This window comes from Mucilaginibacter sp. (assembly GCF_036568825.1).
GTDB lineage: Bacteria > Bacteroidota > Bacteroidia > Sphingobacteriales > Sphingobacteriaceae > Mucilaginibacter.
This window is the reverse complement of sequence record NZ_DATCRU010000080.1, coordinates 54392-70432: the sequence shown is the minus strand read 5'-3', so window position 1 is coordinate 70432 and position 16041 is coordinate 54392. Positions and strand designations below refer to the sequence as shown.

Here is a 16041-nt window from a genome sequence, read left to right as displayed (position 1 = left end):
TCATAGAACCAATCAGGGCTATAAAAGCAAATATGGAGCTTAAGAAATAATGATGAGCAACCAGGTAATAACAAATACCCAGGAACATCACTAACTCGCTATAACGGTCAAGAACAGAATCATACAAAGCGCCGAATGTCGATTTCATATTTCCGAGCCTTGCTACCTGGCCGTCGAGCATATCAAACAAACCGGCAAACAGTATTAAAGCTCCTGCCCAGCCTACATAGGTCAAATCGCCGCGGTTACCTTCTTCAGCTCCAATAATGAAAATTACGGCTACACCAATATTCAATATAAAACCTATGGTGGTGACTGCATTGGGAGTAAGTCCTAACTTGATCAGCACTTTTACAAAAGGATCTATTACTTTATAGATTCCCAGTTGAAGATTGGTACGTAATGATGTCTGATGTGCCATAGTTAAAATAATCTTTAATAAATCCAGGTTAAAACGTAAAGAGAACCCGTGTGCGGATACCCCACTTAGCCACATCAGGATTGTCTAAATAGGTGAATCGCCTAACCAAATCAACTCTTACAAATTTAAAAATGTTTTCAATACCAACACTGCCTTCAATGTAAGGCGTTTTGCCTAAGGCAAATGTGGTAGGCCTGCCGTTTTCATCAACCGGCAATTGGAATAATGACGAATGCAGCGACGGGTTATTTTCATCCCTTAAACCACCCCACAGTGATTTAAACGAAAGTGTTTCGCGCCATTTTAATTTTTTGAATAGTGGTATTTTGTTAAATAAAAAGCCATTAAAGTGCTGATCGATCATGATGCTTTCGTAATGGTCGTTAACAAATTCCAGAAAGTTCATCAGGTTGTACGAATACAGGTCATAAGCATATGTCTGATTTGCACGCGGTATAGAAAGCAATGGAAAAGGTACCTGGCCGAAAACATGTGATACTTCTCCGGTCACGTCAGCAAAACCTAACTGTGAAAGATAGAAACGTTTATCGATCTCAAAATGTAGATTTTTATAAGCGTATTGTCCGTCGAATATATTTTTTAAGCCCTGTGTATAGTCGAGGGTGAAGATCGGATATTGGTTAGGAATATCAACACGGTAGATCTTTCCCTGGTAAAATTGCTCATGAGGTGCATAACGCAATTGCCCGGTTATCTCGGCAGTTGTAATACTATTAACACTATTCGGAATTCCGTTTACTTCATTGGTAAAGAATAACGAACCGGCGGGCGCTTGTGTCCATCTTCTTAAACCAAAGCTGTAAGAAAAGTGGTTTTCGTATTCGTGAACATAATCCACTTTATAAAAGTCATTGTACAGGTATTTGTCGTTATTTCCTCGTTTAAATGATAATAAGAAGTTATCTTCCTGTACAAACTGAAGCGCAAGTCCAGGGATTTTGGTGTCCTTTTGATAGCTTACACGTATATAATTTTGCGGAAATTTATAAATAGATTTATCATTTATAGAGTAGGTCGCACTCAAAAAACCTTTCCATTTCTCATCTTTAAATCCGTATGCTAAATAAGTTTCAAAATAATAGCGTTTACTTAATTCAGGTGTGGTACGACCACCGAGTCTTAATTTCAGACCTTCAACCGGGTTAAAGCTATAAAAGCTATTAGCCGGTCCCATCTCAAATGGTCCGAACGATTTATATCCTGCTAATAACAAAGTCAGGATATCCATCGTTCTTCTATACGACGGCATTTTTTGCAAAGTATCAATATTGTGGTATACCTTTGATTCGGCTTTAGTTAGCGTATCCAGACGGTTCTGAGCCCAAAAATCATTACTTCTTCGTTTCGCTTCATCATTTTCAACAAGTGAAGGTCCATCAAAAGTTGTATCCGGAATGGCCTTATTGACAACGTAGTCTTTATAAGTGATCGTCCGTATACCTAATAAACCGCCTTTCCCTTTTTTGTTGAAGCTAAAATCAACTATGGTATTGCTCTTGCTCAGGTGATATCTTTGATCGGGGTTTTGCTCAAAATCCTGATCAACATGCAGTGATTTTACGAAGTTCAGGTTGATGTTTTTGTTAACCGTAAGTGCTGCATGCTGAACTGCATAATGTCCATCGAGCGTTACGTAAATCTTGCCTTCAAACAACATGTCGGTTGTATTGCGTGGCGTAAAGCTCAACTCAACCACCTTAGCATTATTTACAACAATGGTATCGGTAATAAAGAATTTATAAAATGTAGGTGCAGCGTCGCATATCGGGCTCAGGAACATGTTAGTCATCAGGAAGATATTGTTTTTATAAATATCAACCTCATAATACATGTGTTTGAAGTATTGACCCAAACCCTCATTGTCAATATAGCTGCCAAAGTTTACACTTTTTTCACCTAATAGAATTGTTTTCTTTTTTTCAGGAGACTTACGATAATAATTCTGGCTTAACTTTTCGTCAAGATAGATTGGCAATAGGTTTTTTCCGGGGATAGTAGTACTGTCCCTGTTTTCTAGAAGGAACTTATATTTTCTGAAGAACTTTTTATCGGCGACGGTGGGGGAGACATTCAGCACCGAAAACATCATTTTGTCGTATTCCTTATTCTGCACATAATCATAGCTTTCCGGTCGGTTCTGCTCTTTATGTTCTATAACCTGACGTATCAGTTCAACTGCAGGATTGTCTTTGTTCCGGTACCTGGTCTTTTTGCCGGCTTTAATCACCACCTCGCTCAACTGCTGCGCTATAGGAACCAGTTTGATATTAACAACTTGATCCTGGCCTGATTTTACATTTATGGTAGTCGGTTTATATCCTACAAAGGATACCTTTATCTGGCTGAATGGCTTATCTGGTTTTGATGTCAGTGTATACTTGCCTTGCTCGTCAGCTGTAATATTTACAGAGCTATCAGCCGCGAATACATTTACAAAAGGAAGTGTTTGATTAGTTTTTGCATCAGTTATTACACCGCTTACCCTTGTTGTTACCTGGGCAAAGGTGACGAATGATAAAAGTAGTAACGGCAGTAAAAGAAATATTTTAGAGTAAATATTTTTAAAATTCATATGACTGATGCAGCTACGCAAATACCAACTCATTTTGCCCCGAAAAGTTGTAAAACGTAACTATATTAATATTGATACAATTTTAGTTAATCCCCACTATATAAATACATCTAATTGATGTACTGGTATTTTCTTAACATTTCCCTGATATAGTAGTTTCAATTAAATGCTTTGCCTTTTCACTTAGCCTTGTCTGACTATAAAACTTATTATAGGTTTAAGAGGCTTATTATTTAACCGCAAAAATAGAAAAATTTCGTACAGACTTTTGTGGTCAAAAAGTCAAAATTAATCAAACGATTAATAAAACTGTTTAGTATAATATTCAGAATAATTTAAGCCAGATAACAGCCTGCAGTATAATATTGGCATAAATTCCCGCCAAAACATCGTCGAGCATTATTCCCCAGCCGCCAGGAAATATTTCCATTTTTTTTATAAATAAAGGTTTTACAATATCAAAAAAACGAAACAGCACCAGGGCAACAATAACATATTTTATGGTTACAGGAATAAAGAGAAGACTGATACACATCCCGGCTACTTCATCAATCACAACACGGGAGGGGTCTTTGCCCCATATTTTAGAAACTACATCAGATGACCATACGCCGATCAAAGTAATAAGTACGGTAATTACAATGGTCGTAACCGGATTAAAGCCAGAAGCCCAGGCAAGGTACCAGCAAATGCAACAGACGACAGCAGCTACTGTCCCGGCACCTTTGCCAATATATCCTATGCCCAGGCTTGTGGATATTAGCTTATGAAAAAGCATTATAATACTTCAACCAAATCCTGGTAGTAATCTAACCCCAGGTGAGTGATCAGGTCTTCGCCCATCAAATGACGTAAAGTATTCTGCAGTTTCATCAACTGTTTGAAGATATCGTTTTCAGGTCTTAAACCAGGCAAAGTTTGTGGTGACTTAAGGTAGAATGACAACCATTCCTGTATACCGCTCATTTCAGCTCTTTTAGCCAAATCGATAAACAATGCAAGGTCTAATGCAACAGGTGCTGCCAGGATAGAGTCTCGGCAAAGGAAATTGATCTTGATCTGCATTTTGTAACCCAACCAACCAAAGATGTCGATGTTATCCCAGCTTTCTTTGTTATCGCCATGCGGAGGGTAGTAGTTAATACGGATCTTATGGTAGATATCACCGTACAGTTCCTGGTTATCTTCAGGACGCAGGATATCTTCCAGTACGCCTAATTTAGAAACCTCTTTGGTTTTAAAGTTATCAGGATCGTCCAATACTAAACCGTCACGATTGCCTAAGATGTTGGTCGAGAACCATCCGCTGATACCCAATGACCTTGCAGACAGGCCCGGAGCCAGGATAGTTTTCATCAAAGTTTGGCCTGTTTTAAAGTCCTTACCGGCAATCGGAGTATTGGTCAGTTTTGAAAGTTCGATTAACGCAGGAATATCAACAGTTAAGTTTGGAGCTCCATTTGCAAAAGGCACGCCTAATTTAAGTGCTGCATAAGCATAGATCATACTTGGCGAGATCAGCTTGTCGTCATTTGCCAAAGCTTGTTCAAAAGCTGCCAGTGATTGGTGTATTGCAGATGCTTCGTAGTAAATTTCGGTTGAACCGCACCATACCAGCACTATCCTGTCGCAGCCGTTCTGTGCTTTGAAGTTTTCGATGTCTGCCATTACTTCATTAGCCCATTGCTGACGTGTGCCTTGTTTAACATGCGTACCATTAAGGTTTTTTGCGTAGTTTTTATCGAAAGCAGCCTTCATTGGTTTTACTTTTTCCAATTCAGGTTTAATAGCATTTAGTAATCCCGCTTCCAGTACTTTCGCGTTCATTGCAGCTTCGTATACGTTATCTTCGTACACATCCCATCCGCCAAAAACAATATCATTCAGATCAGCCAGGGGAACAAAATCTTTGATTTTCGGGTAACGGTTTTCAGTTCTTTTACCTAAACGTATATGACCCATTTGAGTAAGTGAGCCAATAGGCTGCGATATGCCTTTTTTTACGGCTTCAACACCTGCAATTAATGTAGTAGCTACAGCACCTAAGCCCGGTATCAAAATCCCTAATTTGCCTTTTGCTGGTTGAATGTTGTTCTTCATGTTCTATTTTTTCAAGTTGTTAGTATAATGGCAATGCCATGTGTTTATTTGAGTGCCCAAAAGAGGGCATTTTTCAATAAAGAATTTTGCAAAATTACAAAATTGACCAAAAAATGAAATTAGTCAGCCTTGAATTTCAAGCCAGTTCAGGTAACAATTCTGAGAGATACAGATAGGGGCTAATACGACAGCTTAGATCGCTTTTTCGTATATCCTGTATTTTTTATATGGATTGCCGCCAATTGCTTCAATAGCACGGTTCACCATATCATTGTGTTCCAGTGTCCATGATGCCTCAGCGTATTCCAAGCCTTTTCGGCGGTACTCTTTTATGATAGTTCCGTATAAAACTGCTTCAATACCCATTTTGCGGTATCCGTCAACGACACCCAACAGCATGATACGGATGCCTTTGATCTTGCTCTTGTCAAACAAGAGTTTAAATAACCCTGTAGGAAGCAAGCGGCCACGCTTAATGGTTTTTAAAATAGAATTGATATCAGGAATTGCTACACCAAAGCCAACGATTTTGCCATGCTGTTCTGCCAATAGACAGAAATCGGGATCGAGGATCATTTTAAGATCCTTGGCGGTGTAATCGAATTCTTCATTAGTCATCGGGAAGAAGCCCATGTTTTTATCCCATGCATTGTTGTAAACATCGCGAAGGGCGGCTGCTTCTTCTTTAAATTTTTTAAGATTAACTTTCCTTATGGTGATATCGCTTCTTTTTAAACGATCCTGCAATTTGTCTAACAGGTGAACCGATTTATCATTATAACTGGTTTTATCCCAATGCCATGCTAAAAGGTCGACCTGCTTTTTTAACCCTGCTTTCTCAAACAGATCAATGTAGTAGGGTGGGTTGTAGGTCATCATCACCATCGGTGAACTATCAAAGCCCTGTATCAGTAATCCACAGGTTTCGTTAGTTGATGGGTTCACCGGCCCAACTATTTTGTCCAGTTTCTTTTCCTTTAACCAGTTGATCGCGGTATCGAATAACATTCCTGAAACTTCAGTATCATTAACACAATCAAAAAATCCAAAGAAACCTTCATTCACATTGTTGAATTGATTATGATTAGTATTGTGAACTGCGGCTATACGGCCAACAACTTTATCACCGTCATAAGCCAAAAAAGGTTGTATGGATGAGTGCTTTAGAAAGGGGTGCGTGGTTAAAAGGTCCCGCTGAGCGATGAATAATTCCGGTACATAGTTTGGATCATTTTTGTAAAGATCATGAGGAAAGTCAATAAATTTTGCCAGGTCTTTTTTATTACTAACCGGAACTACTTTTTTCATTGGGGTATTGGGTTTAGTTGGTTTTAAAAATTGGTATTAAAAAAGTCATCCCGGCAATTTTACCAGGATGATCACTTCTTTTTAGATATTTTCTTTTATCATCGATACGCCGACCTCTTTAAACACCTTGTTGATCTTATCGATCGCTTCTTCTATCTGGGCAAAGGTGTGGGTTGCCATCAATGAGAAGCGGAGCAGGGATGAATCGGAAGGAACGGCCGGTGATACTACCGGGTTAACAAATACACCTGAGTTTTGCAGGTATTTGGTTACCAGGAATGTCTTTTCGTTATCACGTACATAGATCGGAAGGATCGGGCTCTCGGTTGGGCCGAGGTCAAAGCCTTCGTCTACTAATAATTTGTGAGCGTAGTTTGTATTATCCCACAATTTTTGAATTCTTTCAGGTTCTGATTCAATAATGTCAAGAGCTGCGATAACACTGGCTACAGCACCCGGAGGCATACTTGCACTAAACATTAATGAACGTGCACGGTGTTTCAAATAATCGATAGTTGCAAAATCTGCAGCGATGAAACCGCCCAGCGATGCCAGTGATTTGCTGAAGGTACCCATGATCAGGTCCACATCTTCAGTTAATCCGAAGTGAGAAGCTGTACCAGCACCCTTTTCACCGATAACACCCAAACTGTGGGCATCATCCACCATGATATTGGCGCCAAATTCTTCGGCAAGTTTCACTATCTCAGGCAACTTAACGATATCACCTTCCATACTGAATATACCGTCAACAGCTATCAGTTTTACTGAATCTTCCGGCAGAATGCTCAATTTACGGCGAAGATCAGCCATATCATTGTGAGCATATTTAATTACTCTTGAGAATGAAAGACGGCTGCCATCGATCAATGAGGCATGGTCGTATTCATCAAGTATTAAATAATCGTTACGGCCGGTAATAGAAGATAAAACGCCCAGGTTTACCTGGAAACCGGTGCTGAATAATACCGATGCTTCTTTGCCTACGTAATTTGCAAGGCGTTGCTCAAGTTCAATGTGGATGTCAAGTGTGCCGTTCAAAAATCTCGATCCTGCACAACCTGTACCGTATTTATCAATCGCTTTTTTAGAGGCTTCTTTAATTTTAGGGTGATTGGTTAGGCCGAGATAAGAATTTGAACCGAACATCAACACTCTTTGACCATCTATAATAACTTCTGTATCCTGTCCGGACTCAATAGGCCTGAAAAAAGGATAAACGCCCCTTTCCCTGGCCAGTTCTGCGTCTTTGAACAACGCAATTTTATCATGTAGTTTTTTACCCATGTATTAGCCTTGTTTTAATTTATTGTAAAAATATTATGAACAAGTTTACAATTTCAAGATTAGATAACTGAGAATGTTCACATTACATTTTATGCCATAATGGAAATTCCCGAGAGGCAAATTAATTAAATTTTTTATTTAATTCACGTCACAAATTTTCATTTTTTTAAAAAAGCCACAAAATTTAAGTTCAAATTGGTGGTTTTATGGCAATTAGTAAAAAGTTTATCTTCCTTTTCTTTTATTCATAATTGTGCCATATTCGCACTATTCGAGTAAATTTACCAAAAATAATGGAATATTCCATTTACTTTGTCTGTTAATCGACCGATCAATTCTACCTTATGGCGAAAAAAACCTACACATTATACCTATTTATACTATTCATCCCCTTTATTGTTTTTGGTCAAACCAATATTGATACTACTTTAAAAGTAGTTACCCTGAAACAATGTGTCGAATTTGCGCTGAAAAATCAGCCTACGGTAAGACAGGCGTCTATAGACGAAGCTATAAACGAGCGGGATATTAAGATCAGTCTCTCTGCATGGCTGCCGCAAGTAACGGGATCGGGGGCATATGATTATTATTTTAAAGGTTCTCCTATAGTACCTTCAAATGGCAGCTCAACCAACACAGGGAACATTGATAACATTTCAACGCTGGGCTTACAGGCTAACCAGGTAATATATAATAATGACGTATTACAGGCAGCGAAAGCAGCCAAGTATTCGCGCATGTATTACAAGCAAAATACAACAAGCAGTCAGATCAATGTGGTAGCTGATGTAAGTAAGGCTTTTTTCGATGTTTTATTGTCTCAAAAGCAACTGGATATTTTAAATGAGGATATACTGAGACTGCAAAGGAGCCTGAAAGATGCCAAATCGCAATACACAGCTGGTGTGGTTGATAAAACTGACTACAAACAAGCTACTATCGCACTAAATAATTCTTTGGCTTCGCGCAAACAAACCGAAGAAGCTATTAAAAGTAAAGAGGCTTATCTTAAACAAATAATGGGTTTGGGTGCAAATAGTCAACTTACCTTGTCTTATGATTCTGCGCGTTTTGAAACAGAAGCTATAGCCGATACCAATCAGAGACTTGACTACAATAACCGCATAGAATACCAGTTATTGCAAACGCAAAAAAGCCTGCAGAATGTAAATGTAAACTACTACAAATGGGGCTTTCTGCCGTCGTTATCTGCAACGGGTGTTTACAATCTTTATTATTTGAGCGATAGCTTTTCGAGCCTATATAATAAGTCATTTCCGAATGCTTATGTGGGCCTATCGCTTACCTTACCAATATTTCAGGGGAATAAACGATTGCAAAATTTAAGCAAAGCACGTTTACAGGCCGACCGGACCGATCTGGATATCACTAATGCACGGAATACGATCAATACAGAATATGTGCAGGCACTGGCAAGCTATAAAAGCAATTATACAAACTTACAATTCCTGAAAGAGAACGTTAGCCTGGCCAAAGACGTGTATCACGTAGTGAGCCTGCAATACCGGGAGGGTATTAAAATCTACCTTGATGTGATCGTTGCACAATCGGATCTGAGAACAGCTGAGCTTAATTACTATAATGCTTTGTTCCAGGTGTTATCAAGCAAGATAGATCTGCAAAAAGCATTGGGGACCCTATCTGTACAGCAAAACTAATTTTAATATTTGAACCTCATTTATATACCATCGATGAAGCATAAATACATATACCAGGCAGGTTTATTAGCATTATTGGCTATATCAGCATGCAAGGCGCCATCAAACCAGAATGCACCCTTACCACCAACACCTGTTGCTGTAGCCGAAGCAAGGAAGGCCGACGCCGTTTATTACGACCAATTCCAGGGGACTGTAGTTGCCTTAAATTCGGTTGAGCTACGCAGTCAGGTGGCAGGCTTTATTACCGGGATATTTTTTAAAGAGGGCGAGGTGGTGCAAAAAGGTAAAGAGCTTTATGAAATTGATCGCCGTAAATATGTAGCTGCGTATGATCAGGCAGTTGCCAACCTCGCAAGTGCTAACGCAAACATGGTAAAAGCTCAGAAAGATATTGACCGTTATAACTATCTTCAAAAAGAGGATGCGGTTGCAAGGCAAACTGTCGATCAGGCACAGGCAGCTTACGAGGCAGCAAAAAGCCAGGTATCGGTAGCAAAAGCTGGTATACTGTCAGCTAAAACGGATCTTTCTTATTCAATAATTACTGCTCCGTTTACAGGTCGCATAGGTATTTCGCAGGTTAAGTTGGGTGCACAGGTTAGTCCCGGTACTACATTATTAAATACCATTTCGAGCGAACACCCTATCGGTGTTGATTTTGTGATCAACGAACAGGATATAGATCGTTTCTATGGCTTACAGAAAAAAGCTACTGATTCTACTTTCAGGTTGCAACTTTCGGATGGCACAACCTACAATAAACCCGGTAAAATATTAGCTATTGACCGCGGTGTAAACAACCAGACTGGTACCATTAGGGTTAGGGCCGAGTTCGCTAATGAAAAAGATGAGCTGAAAGATGGAATGAGCTGCGTGGTAAAAGTACTTAATGCGGCTTCGGGACAAAGGATATTGATCCCGGCCAAATCACTGATTGAGCAGATGGGTGAATTTTTTGTATTTGTGAGCCAGGATACAATTGCCAAACAACATAAGGTGAAATTAGGACCGCCCGTAGGTACTGATATAATTGTACTATCAGGTGTGAATGAGGGCGATAAGGTCATAACCGATGGTTTCCAGCGCTTACGTGATGGCGGAAAAATTACTTTGGGTAATCCTGCCGGAGCACAGGGAGGTACCGGAGCTTCGGGAACAACAGGTCAGCAGGCACAGCCAAAACAAGGGAAATAACAGAGGCCTTTTCTAAAAACACAAAAGAATGATTGCAGAAACCTTTATAAAACGACCTGTTACAGCCATAGTTATTTCACTGGTGATAGTGGCGGTGGGTATATTATCCATCACCAACCTTGCTATTGGCCAGTATCCTGAAATTACACCACCTACGGTTAATATATCCACGACTTATACCGGTGCCGATGCGCAAACCGTCGAACAAACCGTTGCAACGCCAATCGAGGTCCAGGTAAACGGTACGCCGGGCATGACCTACCTCCAAAGTAATAGCACCAGCAACGGGCAGATGAGTATGACCGTGAATTTTGAAGTGGGTACAGATATCAATGTTGCCGCTCTCGATGTACAAAACCGTGTGGGTATTGCAACCCCAACTTTACCTCAAGACGTTCAGCGTATTGGTATCGTAACCCGTAAGCGTAACCCAAGCATCCTGATGCTGGTGGCAATTTTTGCTCCAAAAGGAAGCCATACTGTTCCATTTCTTGACAACTACAGTAACGTATATGTCCGTGATGCACTTTTACGTGCCAAGGGGGTAGGTGACGTTATTAACAGGGCAGATGACTTCAGTATGCGTGTATGGCTCAAGCCCGATAAGCTTGCTGCTTTAGGGATAACGGCCAATGATGTGACTGCCGCCATCCAGGAGCAAAATGCACAGATTGCAGCAGGCTCAGTGGGTTCAACTCCGCAAGAGAAGGTACAAAGTTTTGAATACACCATACTGGCAAACGGAAGGTTGACAACCCCCAAGGAGTTTGAGAATATTATTGTAAGGTCTCAACCCGGAAATGGGGCGATAGTGCATCTGAAAGATGTAGCCCGTGTAGAACTCGGTAAATTTAATTATGCTGGTAACTCATTTGTTGATAATAAGAGAGCAGCCTATCTTTTGATTTACCAGGCGCCGAACAGCAATGCCCTTGAAACAGCCGATAATGTTTATAAGACGATGGAGCAACTTAAAAAGTCATTCCCTACGGATGTTGACTACGTTGTTCCGTTTGAAGCGGTGACTGTTGTAAAAGTATCAGTACATGAGGTGGTAGTTACTCTTTTGATTGCTTTAACACTTGTGATTTTTGTAGTGTTCTTATTCTTGCAAAACTGGCGCACAACGCTTATTCCTGTTTTGGCTATCCCTGTATCTATTATCGGGACGTTCATATTCTTTATACCCTTAAATTTTACCATAAATACGCTAACATTATTTGGCTTCGTACTGGCTATTGGTATAGTGGTGGATGACGCGATTGTGGTTGTGGAAGCGGTTCAGCATTATATGGATGAGGACGGTATGTCGCCTAAAGAAGCCACGAGCCATGCGATGAAAGACATTTCGGCGCCGGTAATTGCTATTGCGTTAATCCTGGCTGCGGTGTTTGTCCCGGTAGGTTTTATTCCGGGTATTGTGGGGCGTCTTTACCAGCAGTTCGCTATTACCATTGCGATATCGGTGCTGATATCGGCTTTTGTGGCATTATCACTGACACCAGCTCTGTGTACGTTGTTGCTGCGCCCGCATAAGCTGGATGAAAACTCAAAAGGGTTAGATAAATTCTTTTTTAAGTTTAATCAGTGGTTTGGCAGAGTAACAGGCAGGTACAGAAATGCTGTAGACAAGAGTATCAAGAACTCCAAATTTATAATCATCATCCTTATATGCATTGTCGTCGCGACTATCTTATTATTTAGGGGCAAACCGACCGGTTTTATCCCAACTGAAGATGAAGGACGTATCTACATCACCTATGATCTCCCGGAAGCATCATCCACACAGCGAAGTGTTTCGCGATTGCATGAAATGATGAATTTATTGGATAGTATCCCTGAAGTAGGACACTATGCGGCATTAGGTGGACTAAATGTGGTGAGCTTTGCCAATAAGTCTAATAGCGGTACCATATTCGTTCAGCTTAAACCATGGGATGATCGTAAATTAACCTCAGAGCAGCTTGTCGGGGTTATCCAAAAAAAGATGGCCAGGTTTAAGGAAGCTACTGTTGTGGTAATCCGTCCGCCGGCTGTACCGGGTTTGGGAACCACAGCGGGTTTCTCTTTTATATTTGAGCAAAGGCAGGCGGGAGACAACATAGCTACATTTGAAAAAACACTTCAAAACTTTTTGGCCGAGGTAAGAAAACGAAAGGAAATATCTAAAGCATTCTCATTTTTTACGGCCCGTACACCCGCATATCAACTAACTATTGACCGTGAAAAGGCAAAAAAGCTAGGTGTCGCGATCTCGGATATAAATTCAGCCCTGCAAACCTATATGGGTAGTTATTTTGTAAATGATTTTACCGTTTACGGCCGTAACTTTCACGTAGTTGCACAGGCTGATACTAACTATCGTACTAATATTGAGAGTCTGGGACAATACTTTGTGCGTAACCAGGCCGGGCAAATGGTGCCTTTAAGTACGGTTACTTCTTACAAATTGATTGAAGCTGCACCGTTAATATCCCATTATAATCTCTTTAGGTCGGCTGAAATAGACGGTAACTCTGCAGAGGGATATAGTAGCGGTGATGCCATTAAAGCTTTGCAGGAAGTGGCGGCCAAGACCTTACCCGAAGGATATGGTTATGAATTCTCAGGCTTAAGTCGTGAGGAAATTTTATCAGGATCAAAAACGGTGTACATCTTTATGTTGTCAATTGGATTTGTGTTCCTGTTCCTTGCAGCCTTGTACGAAAGCTGGTCGGTTCCATTTTCCGTGTTATTGGCGGTACCATTGGGTGCATTTGGAGCGATATTGTTTTTGAGTTTACCTTTTAATAAAACGCTGGATAATAACATATACGCACAGATCGGTTTGATCACGCTGATCGGTTTGGCGGCAAAGAATGCGATCCTGATCGTTGAGTTTGCCAAAGAGCGTGTGGATAGGGGAATGGAGCTGGAAAAAGCGACCCTTGAAGCAGTACGCCTGCGTTTACGCCCGATCATAATGACGTCTATGGCATTTATACTGGGTGTTGGGCCATTGCTGGTGGCGTCGGGGGCTGGTGCGCAAGCAAGGCAAACTATCGGCTGGACAGTATTCGGAGGTATGCTTGCAGCAACCTCATTGGCCATATTTATTGTGCCAGTATTGTTTTACCTGATAACAAGAGCTGCATATGGTAAAAAGCAATTAGCCGAACTGCAGAAGAATTATCAGCCTGATCCTGACCGCGATAAAGAAGTATAACAAATTGCTGCAGCGATTTTTATATGTCATAAAAATGCATTTTATCTAGTTTGAAGGCCCTGTACAGGGCCTTTTTCATTTAGTGGCACTATTATAGGTTGAAAATATGCCTTGCAAATAGAACACAAAGCCTCTGAAATACTGTACAAAAGGCTTTTTCCATCATCTGTTTATAAAGAAATTATTAATCAGGCATTTAATTTTTTGTGATTTTATACTTGATCCGGCAAAAAACTGTCCTACAATATTTTAACATATTAACATTTGTTAATAATATATCTTAATAACTTTCGTTACTTTGCAATAGTATGCCCAAAAAGATCATAATGGCAAAATATTTGTAAAAGGGGCATTAACATAAACCATTTAGTTTAACCAAACACAACAACAACAATGAAAAAAGTAACTAAACTGATGGCTATCGCTGGAACAGCCATAGCTATATTTTTCGCATCGAATGTGAAAGCACAAACCGTAGACAAAAGCGCATGGCGTTTAGGAATCGGTGTTGAAGGCGGTTTGCCAACTGGCGATATTCATAACGCCTATGGTTGGGATTTAGGCGGTACTGCGCGCTTACAGTATGGAATAGATAAAAATGTAGCAGTAATGTTGACATCAGGATATTACAATTTCTTCGGCAAAAACATTACTACAGTGGTGCCTAGTGGAGCTACTGTTATAACAACTACTACTAAAGCGCCTAGTTTCGGTGTTATACCAGTTAAGGCAGGTGCTAAAGTGTTTTTTAATTCACCAATTTATGTGAGCGGTGAAGCTGGTGCCGGATTTGAAACTGGTAACGGCAGTGGAACGGCCAGACTTCTTTTATCACCAGGTTTGGGCTGGGCTAATCACTCATGGGATGTAGGTGCACGTTATGAAAATTTTTCAGGAGGTGGTGTAAACTACGGCCTTGTAAACTTACGTGTGGCTTACGGTTTCACACTGTAATCAGGAAAATGACTTTAACAAAAAGCCCTTTACGGTACCGTAAAGGGCTTTCTTATTTTCCAGCAAGCTGTTCTTAGCTTAGTTTCGCCAAAGCGGTTTTTATTCTTTTCATTGCTTCTACTAATTTATCTTCGGCAGCAGCGTAGGAAATGCGGATCGATTTAGGATCACCGAATGAATCGCCGCCTACAGTAGCTACATGTGCTTCTTCCAGCAGGAATATGCTTAGTTCGTCAGCATCTTTAATAGTTTTACCATTATAGCTTTTACCGAAGAACGAAGTTACATTAGGGAAGAAGTAAAACGCACCATCCGGCAGATTTACGTTAACGCCCGGGATATCTTTTAATAACCCGTATACCAGGTCACGGCGTTTTCTGAATTGCTCGCGCATTTTCAGGACGCTTTCCAAACCACCTTCGCTTGCGGCAACACCAGCTTTCTGGGTGATTGAGCAGGTGCCTGAAGTGACCTGGCCTTGCATTTTATCACAGGCAGCAGCGATTTCTTTATTTGAAGAAGTATAACCAATTCTCCAGCCGGTCATTGCAAATGCTTTAGAGAAACCGTTGATGATGATCACCCGGTCTTTAATGCTATCAAACTGAGCGATCGACTCATGTTTGTCAACAAAGTTGATGTGCTCATAGATCTCGTCAGACAGGATATAAACGTTTGGATGTTTTTCGAATACTTTGGCTAAGCCTTCCAGTTCTGCTTTACTGTAAACACTGCCGGTAGGGTTACAAGGCGATGAGAACATGAACAATTTGGTGTTAGGGGTAATAGCAGCTTCTAATTGCTCAGGAGTGATCTTGAAATCCTGTTCAACAGTAGTATCTATGAATACACTTTTACCTTCAGCTAATTTTACCACTTCAGAGTAAGATACCCAATAAGGAGTAGGGATAATTACTTCTTCGCCCGGGTTAACCAAGCAAAGTACAGCATTGGCAATAGCCTGTTTAGCGCCGGTAGAAACAACAATCTGGCTGAAATCATAATCAAGGCCGTTCTCGTTCTTAAGTTTAGCAGAGATCGCCTTTCGCAGCTCAGGATAACCTGAAACCGGTGTGTAATAGGTGAAATTTTCATCCATGGCCTTTTTAGCTGCTTCCTTTACGTACTCAGGGGTATGAAAATCAGGTTCGCCAAAACTAAGGCTGATCACATCAACACCTTTAGCAGCAAGCTCACGGCCCAATTTAGCCATTTTGATAGTTGCCGACTCAGCAAGATTGTTGATTCTGTTACTTAATGCGCTCATAATTAACTTATTTTTATTCCGGGCGCAAAT

General features: G+C 40.5%; 11 protein-coding genes. 4 read left to right on the top strand and 7 right to left on the bottom strand.

Annotated features, from left to right (window positions below; genetic code table 11):
- The 6 genes from VIM89_RS18045 to spt all read right to left on the bottom strand — a co-directional run.
- Window positions 1-421, bottom strand: a 421-nt coding sequence (locus VIM89_RS18045; RefSeq protein WP_488157579.1) for a CDP-alcohol phosphatidyltransferase family protein, incomplete at its 3' end; no start/stop codon positions are given.
- A gap of 28 nt (window positions 422-449) precedes the next feature.
- On the bottom strand, window positions 450-3014 hold the full coding sequence (locus VIM89_RS18040; RefSeq protein ID WP_488157578.1) for a DUF5686 and carboxypeptidase-like regulatory domain-containing protein: 2565 nt from the start codon (window positions 3012-3014) through the stop codon (window positions 450-452).
- Window positions 3015-3339: 325 nt separating this feature from the next.
- On the bottom strand, window positions 3340-3792 hold the full coding sequence (locus tag VIM89_RS18035; RefSeq protein WP_488157577.1) for a phosphatidylglycerophosphatase A family protein: 453 nt from the start codon (window positions 3790-3792) through the stop codon (window positions 3340-3342).
- Window positions 3792-5114 (bottom strand): inositol-3-phosphate synthase, encoded by a 1323-nt coding sequence (locus tag VIM89_RS18030; protein WP_488157576.1) that lies wholly within the window; start codon window positions 5112-5114, stop codon window positions 3792-3794. Before VIM89_RS18030 ends, VIM89_RS18035 begins: the two co-directional genes overlap by 1 nt.
- A gap of 192 nt (window positions 5115-5306) precedes the next feature.
- On the bottom strand, window positions 5307-6422 hold the full coding sequence (locus VIM89_RS18025; RefSeq protein ID WP_488157575.1) for a hypothetical protein: 1116 nt from the start codon (window positions 6420-6422) through the stop codon (window positions 5307-5309).
- Window positions 6423-6503: 81 nt separating this feature from the next.
- Window positions 6504-7709, bottom strand: coding sequence for a serine palmitoyltransferase (gene spt, locus VIM89_RS18020; protein ID WP_488157574.1), 1206 nt, complete (start codon window positions 7707-7709; stop codon window positions 6504-6506).
- A 344-nt stretch (window positions 7710-8053) separates the two neighbouring features.
- On the opposite strand from spt, the gene VIM89_RS18015 reads away from it, so the two are divergent.
- The 4 genes from VIM89_RS18015 to VIM89_RS18000 all read left to right on the top strand — a co-directional run bounded on the left by VIM89_RS18015 (window position 8054) and on the right by VIM89_RS18000 (window position 14744).
- Entirely contained in the window at window positions 8054-9388 is a 1335-nt protein-coding gene (locus VIM89_RS18015; protein WP_488157573.1) for a TolC family protein, read from the top strand.
- A 33-nt stretch (window positions 9389-9421) separates the two neighbouring features.
- Window positions 9422-10585, top strand: coding sequence for an efflux RND transporter periplasmic adaptor subunit (locus tag VIM89_RS18010; protein WP_488157572.1), 1164 nt, complete (start codon window positions 9422-9424; stop codon window positions 10583-10585).
- A 28-nt stretch (window positions 10586-10613) separates the two neighbouring features.
- Window positions 10614-13790: an efflux RND transporter permease subunit gene (locus VIM89_RS18005; protein ID WP_488157571.1), complete on the top strand. Its 3177-nt coding sequence runs from the start codon at window positions 10614-10616 to the stop codon at window positions 13788-13790.
- Window positions 13791-14183: 393 nt separating this feature from the next.
- On the top strand, window positions 14184-14744 hold the full coding sequence (locus tag VIM89_RS18000) for a hypothetical protein (RefSeq protein WP_488157570.1): 561 nt from the start codon (window positions 14184-14186) through the stop codon (window positions 14742-14744).
- 73 nt (window positions 14745-14817) lie between these two features.
- Here VIM89_RS18000 and VIM89_RS17995 read toward each other — a convergent pair whose 3' ends face one another.
- On the bottom strand, window positions 14818-16011 hold the full coding sequence (locus VIM89_RS17995) for a pyridoxal phosphate-dependent aminotransferase (protein ID WP_488157569.1): 1194 nt from the start codon (window positions 16009-16011) through the stop codon (window positions 14818-14820).
- Window positions 16012-16041: the final 30 nt, after the last annotated feature.

Excerpts from the sequence above, each read along its gene's own strand:
- VIM89_RS18040 (WP_488157578.1), bottom strand. The coding sequence starts at position 3,014 with ATGAATTTTAAAAATATTTACTCTAAAATATTTCTTTTACTGCCGTTA.
- VIM89_RS18035 (WP_488157577.1), bottom strand. The coding sequence starts at position 3,792 with ATGCTTTTTCATAAGCTAATATCCACAAGCCTGGGCATAGGATATATT.
- VIM89_RS18030 (WP_488157576.1), bottom strand. The coding sequence starts at position 5,114 with ATGAAGAACAACATTCAACCAGCAAAAGGCAAATTAGGGATTTTGATA.
- VIM89_RS18025 (WP_488157575.1), bottom strand. The coding sequence starts at position 6,422 with ATGAAAAAAGTAGTTCCGGTTAGTAATAAAAAAGACCTGGCAAAATTT.
- spt (WP_488157574.1), bottom strand. The coding sequence starts at position 7,709 with ATGGGTAAAAAACTACATGATAAAATTGCGTTGTTCAAAGACGCAGAA.
- VIM89_RS18015 (WP_488157573.1), top strand. The coding sequence starts at position 8,054 with ATGGCGAAAAAAACCTACACATTATACCTATTTATACTATTCATCCCC.
- VIM89_RS18010 (WP_488157572.1), top strand. The coding sequence starts at position 9,422 with ATGAAGCATAAATACATATACCAGGCAGGTTTATTAGCATTATTGGCT.
- VIM89_RS18005 (WP_488157571.1), top strand. The coding sequence starts at position 10,614 with ATGATTGCAGAAACCTTTATAAAACGACCTGTTACAGCCATAGTTATT.
- VIM89_RS18000 (WP_488157570.1), top strand. The coding sequence starts at position 14,184 with ATGAAAAAAGTAACTAAACTGATGGCTATCGCTGGAACAGCCATAGCT.
- VIM89_RS17995 (WP_488157569.1), bottom strand. The coding sequence starts at position 16,011 with ATGAGCGCATTAAGTAACAGAATCAACAATCTTGCTGAGTCGGCAACT.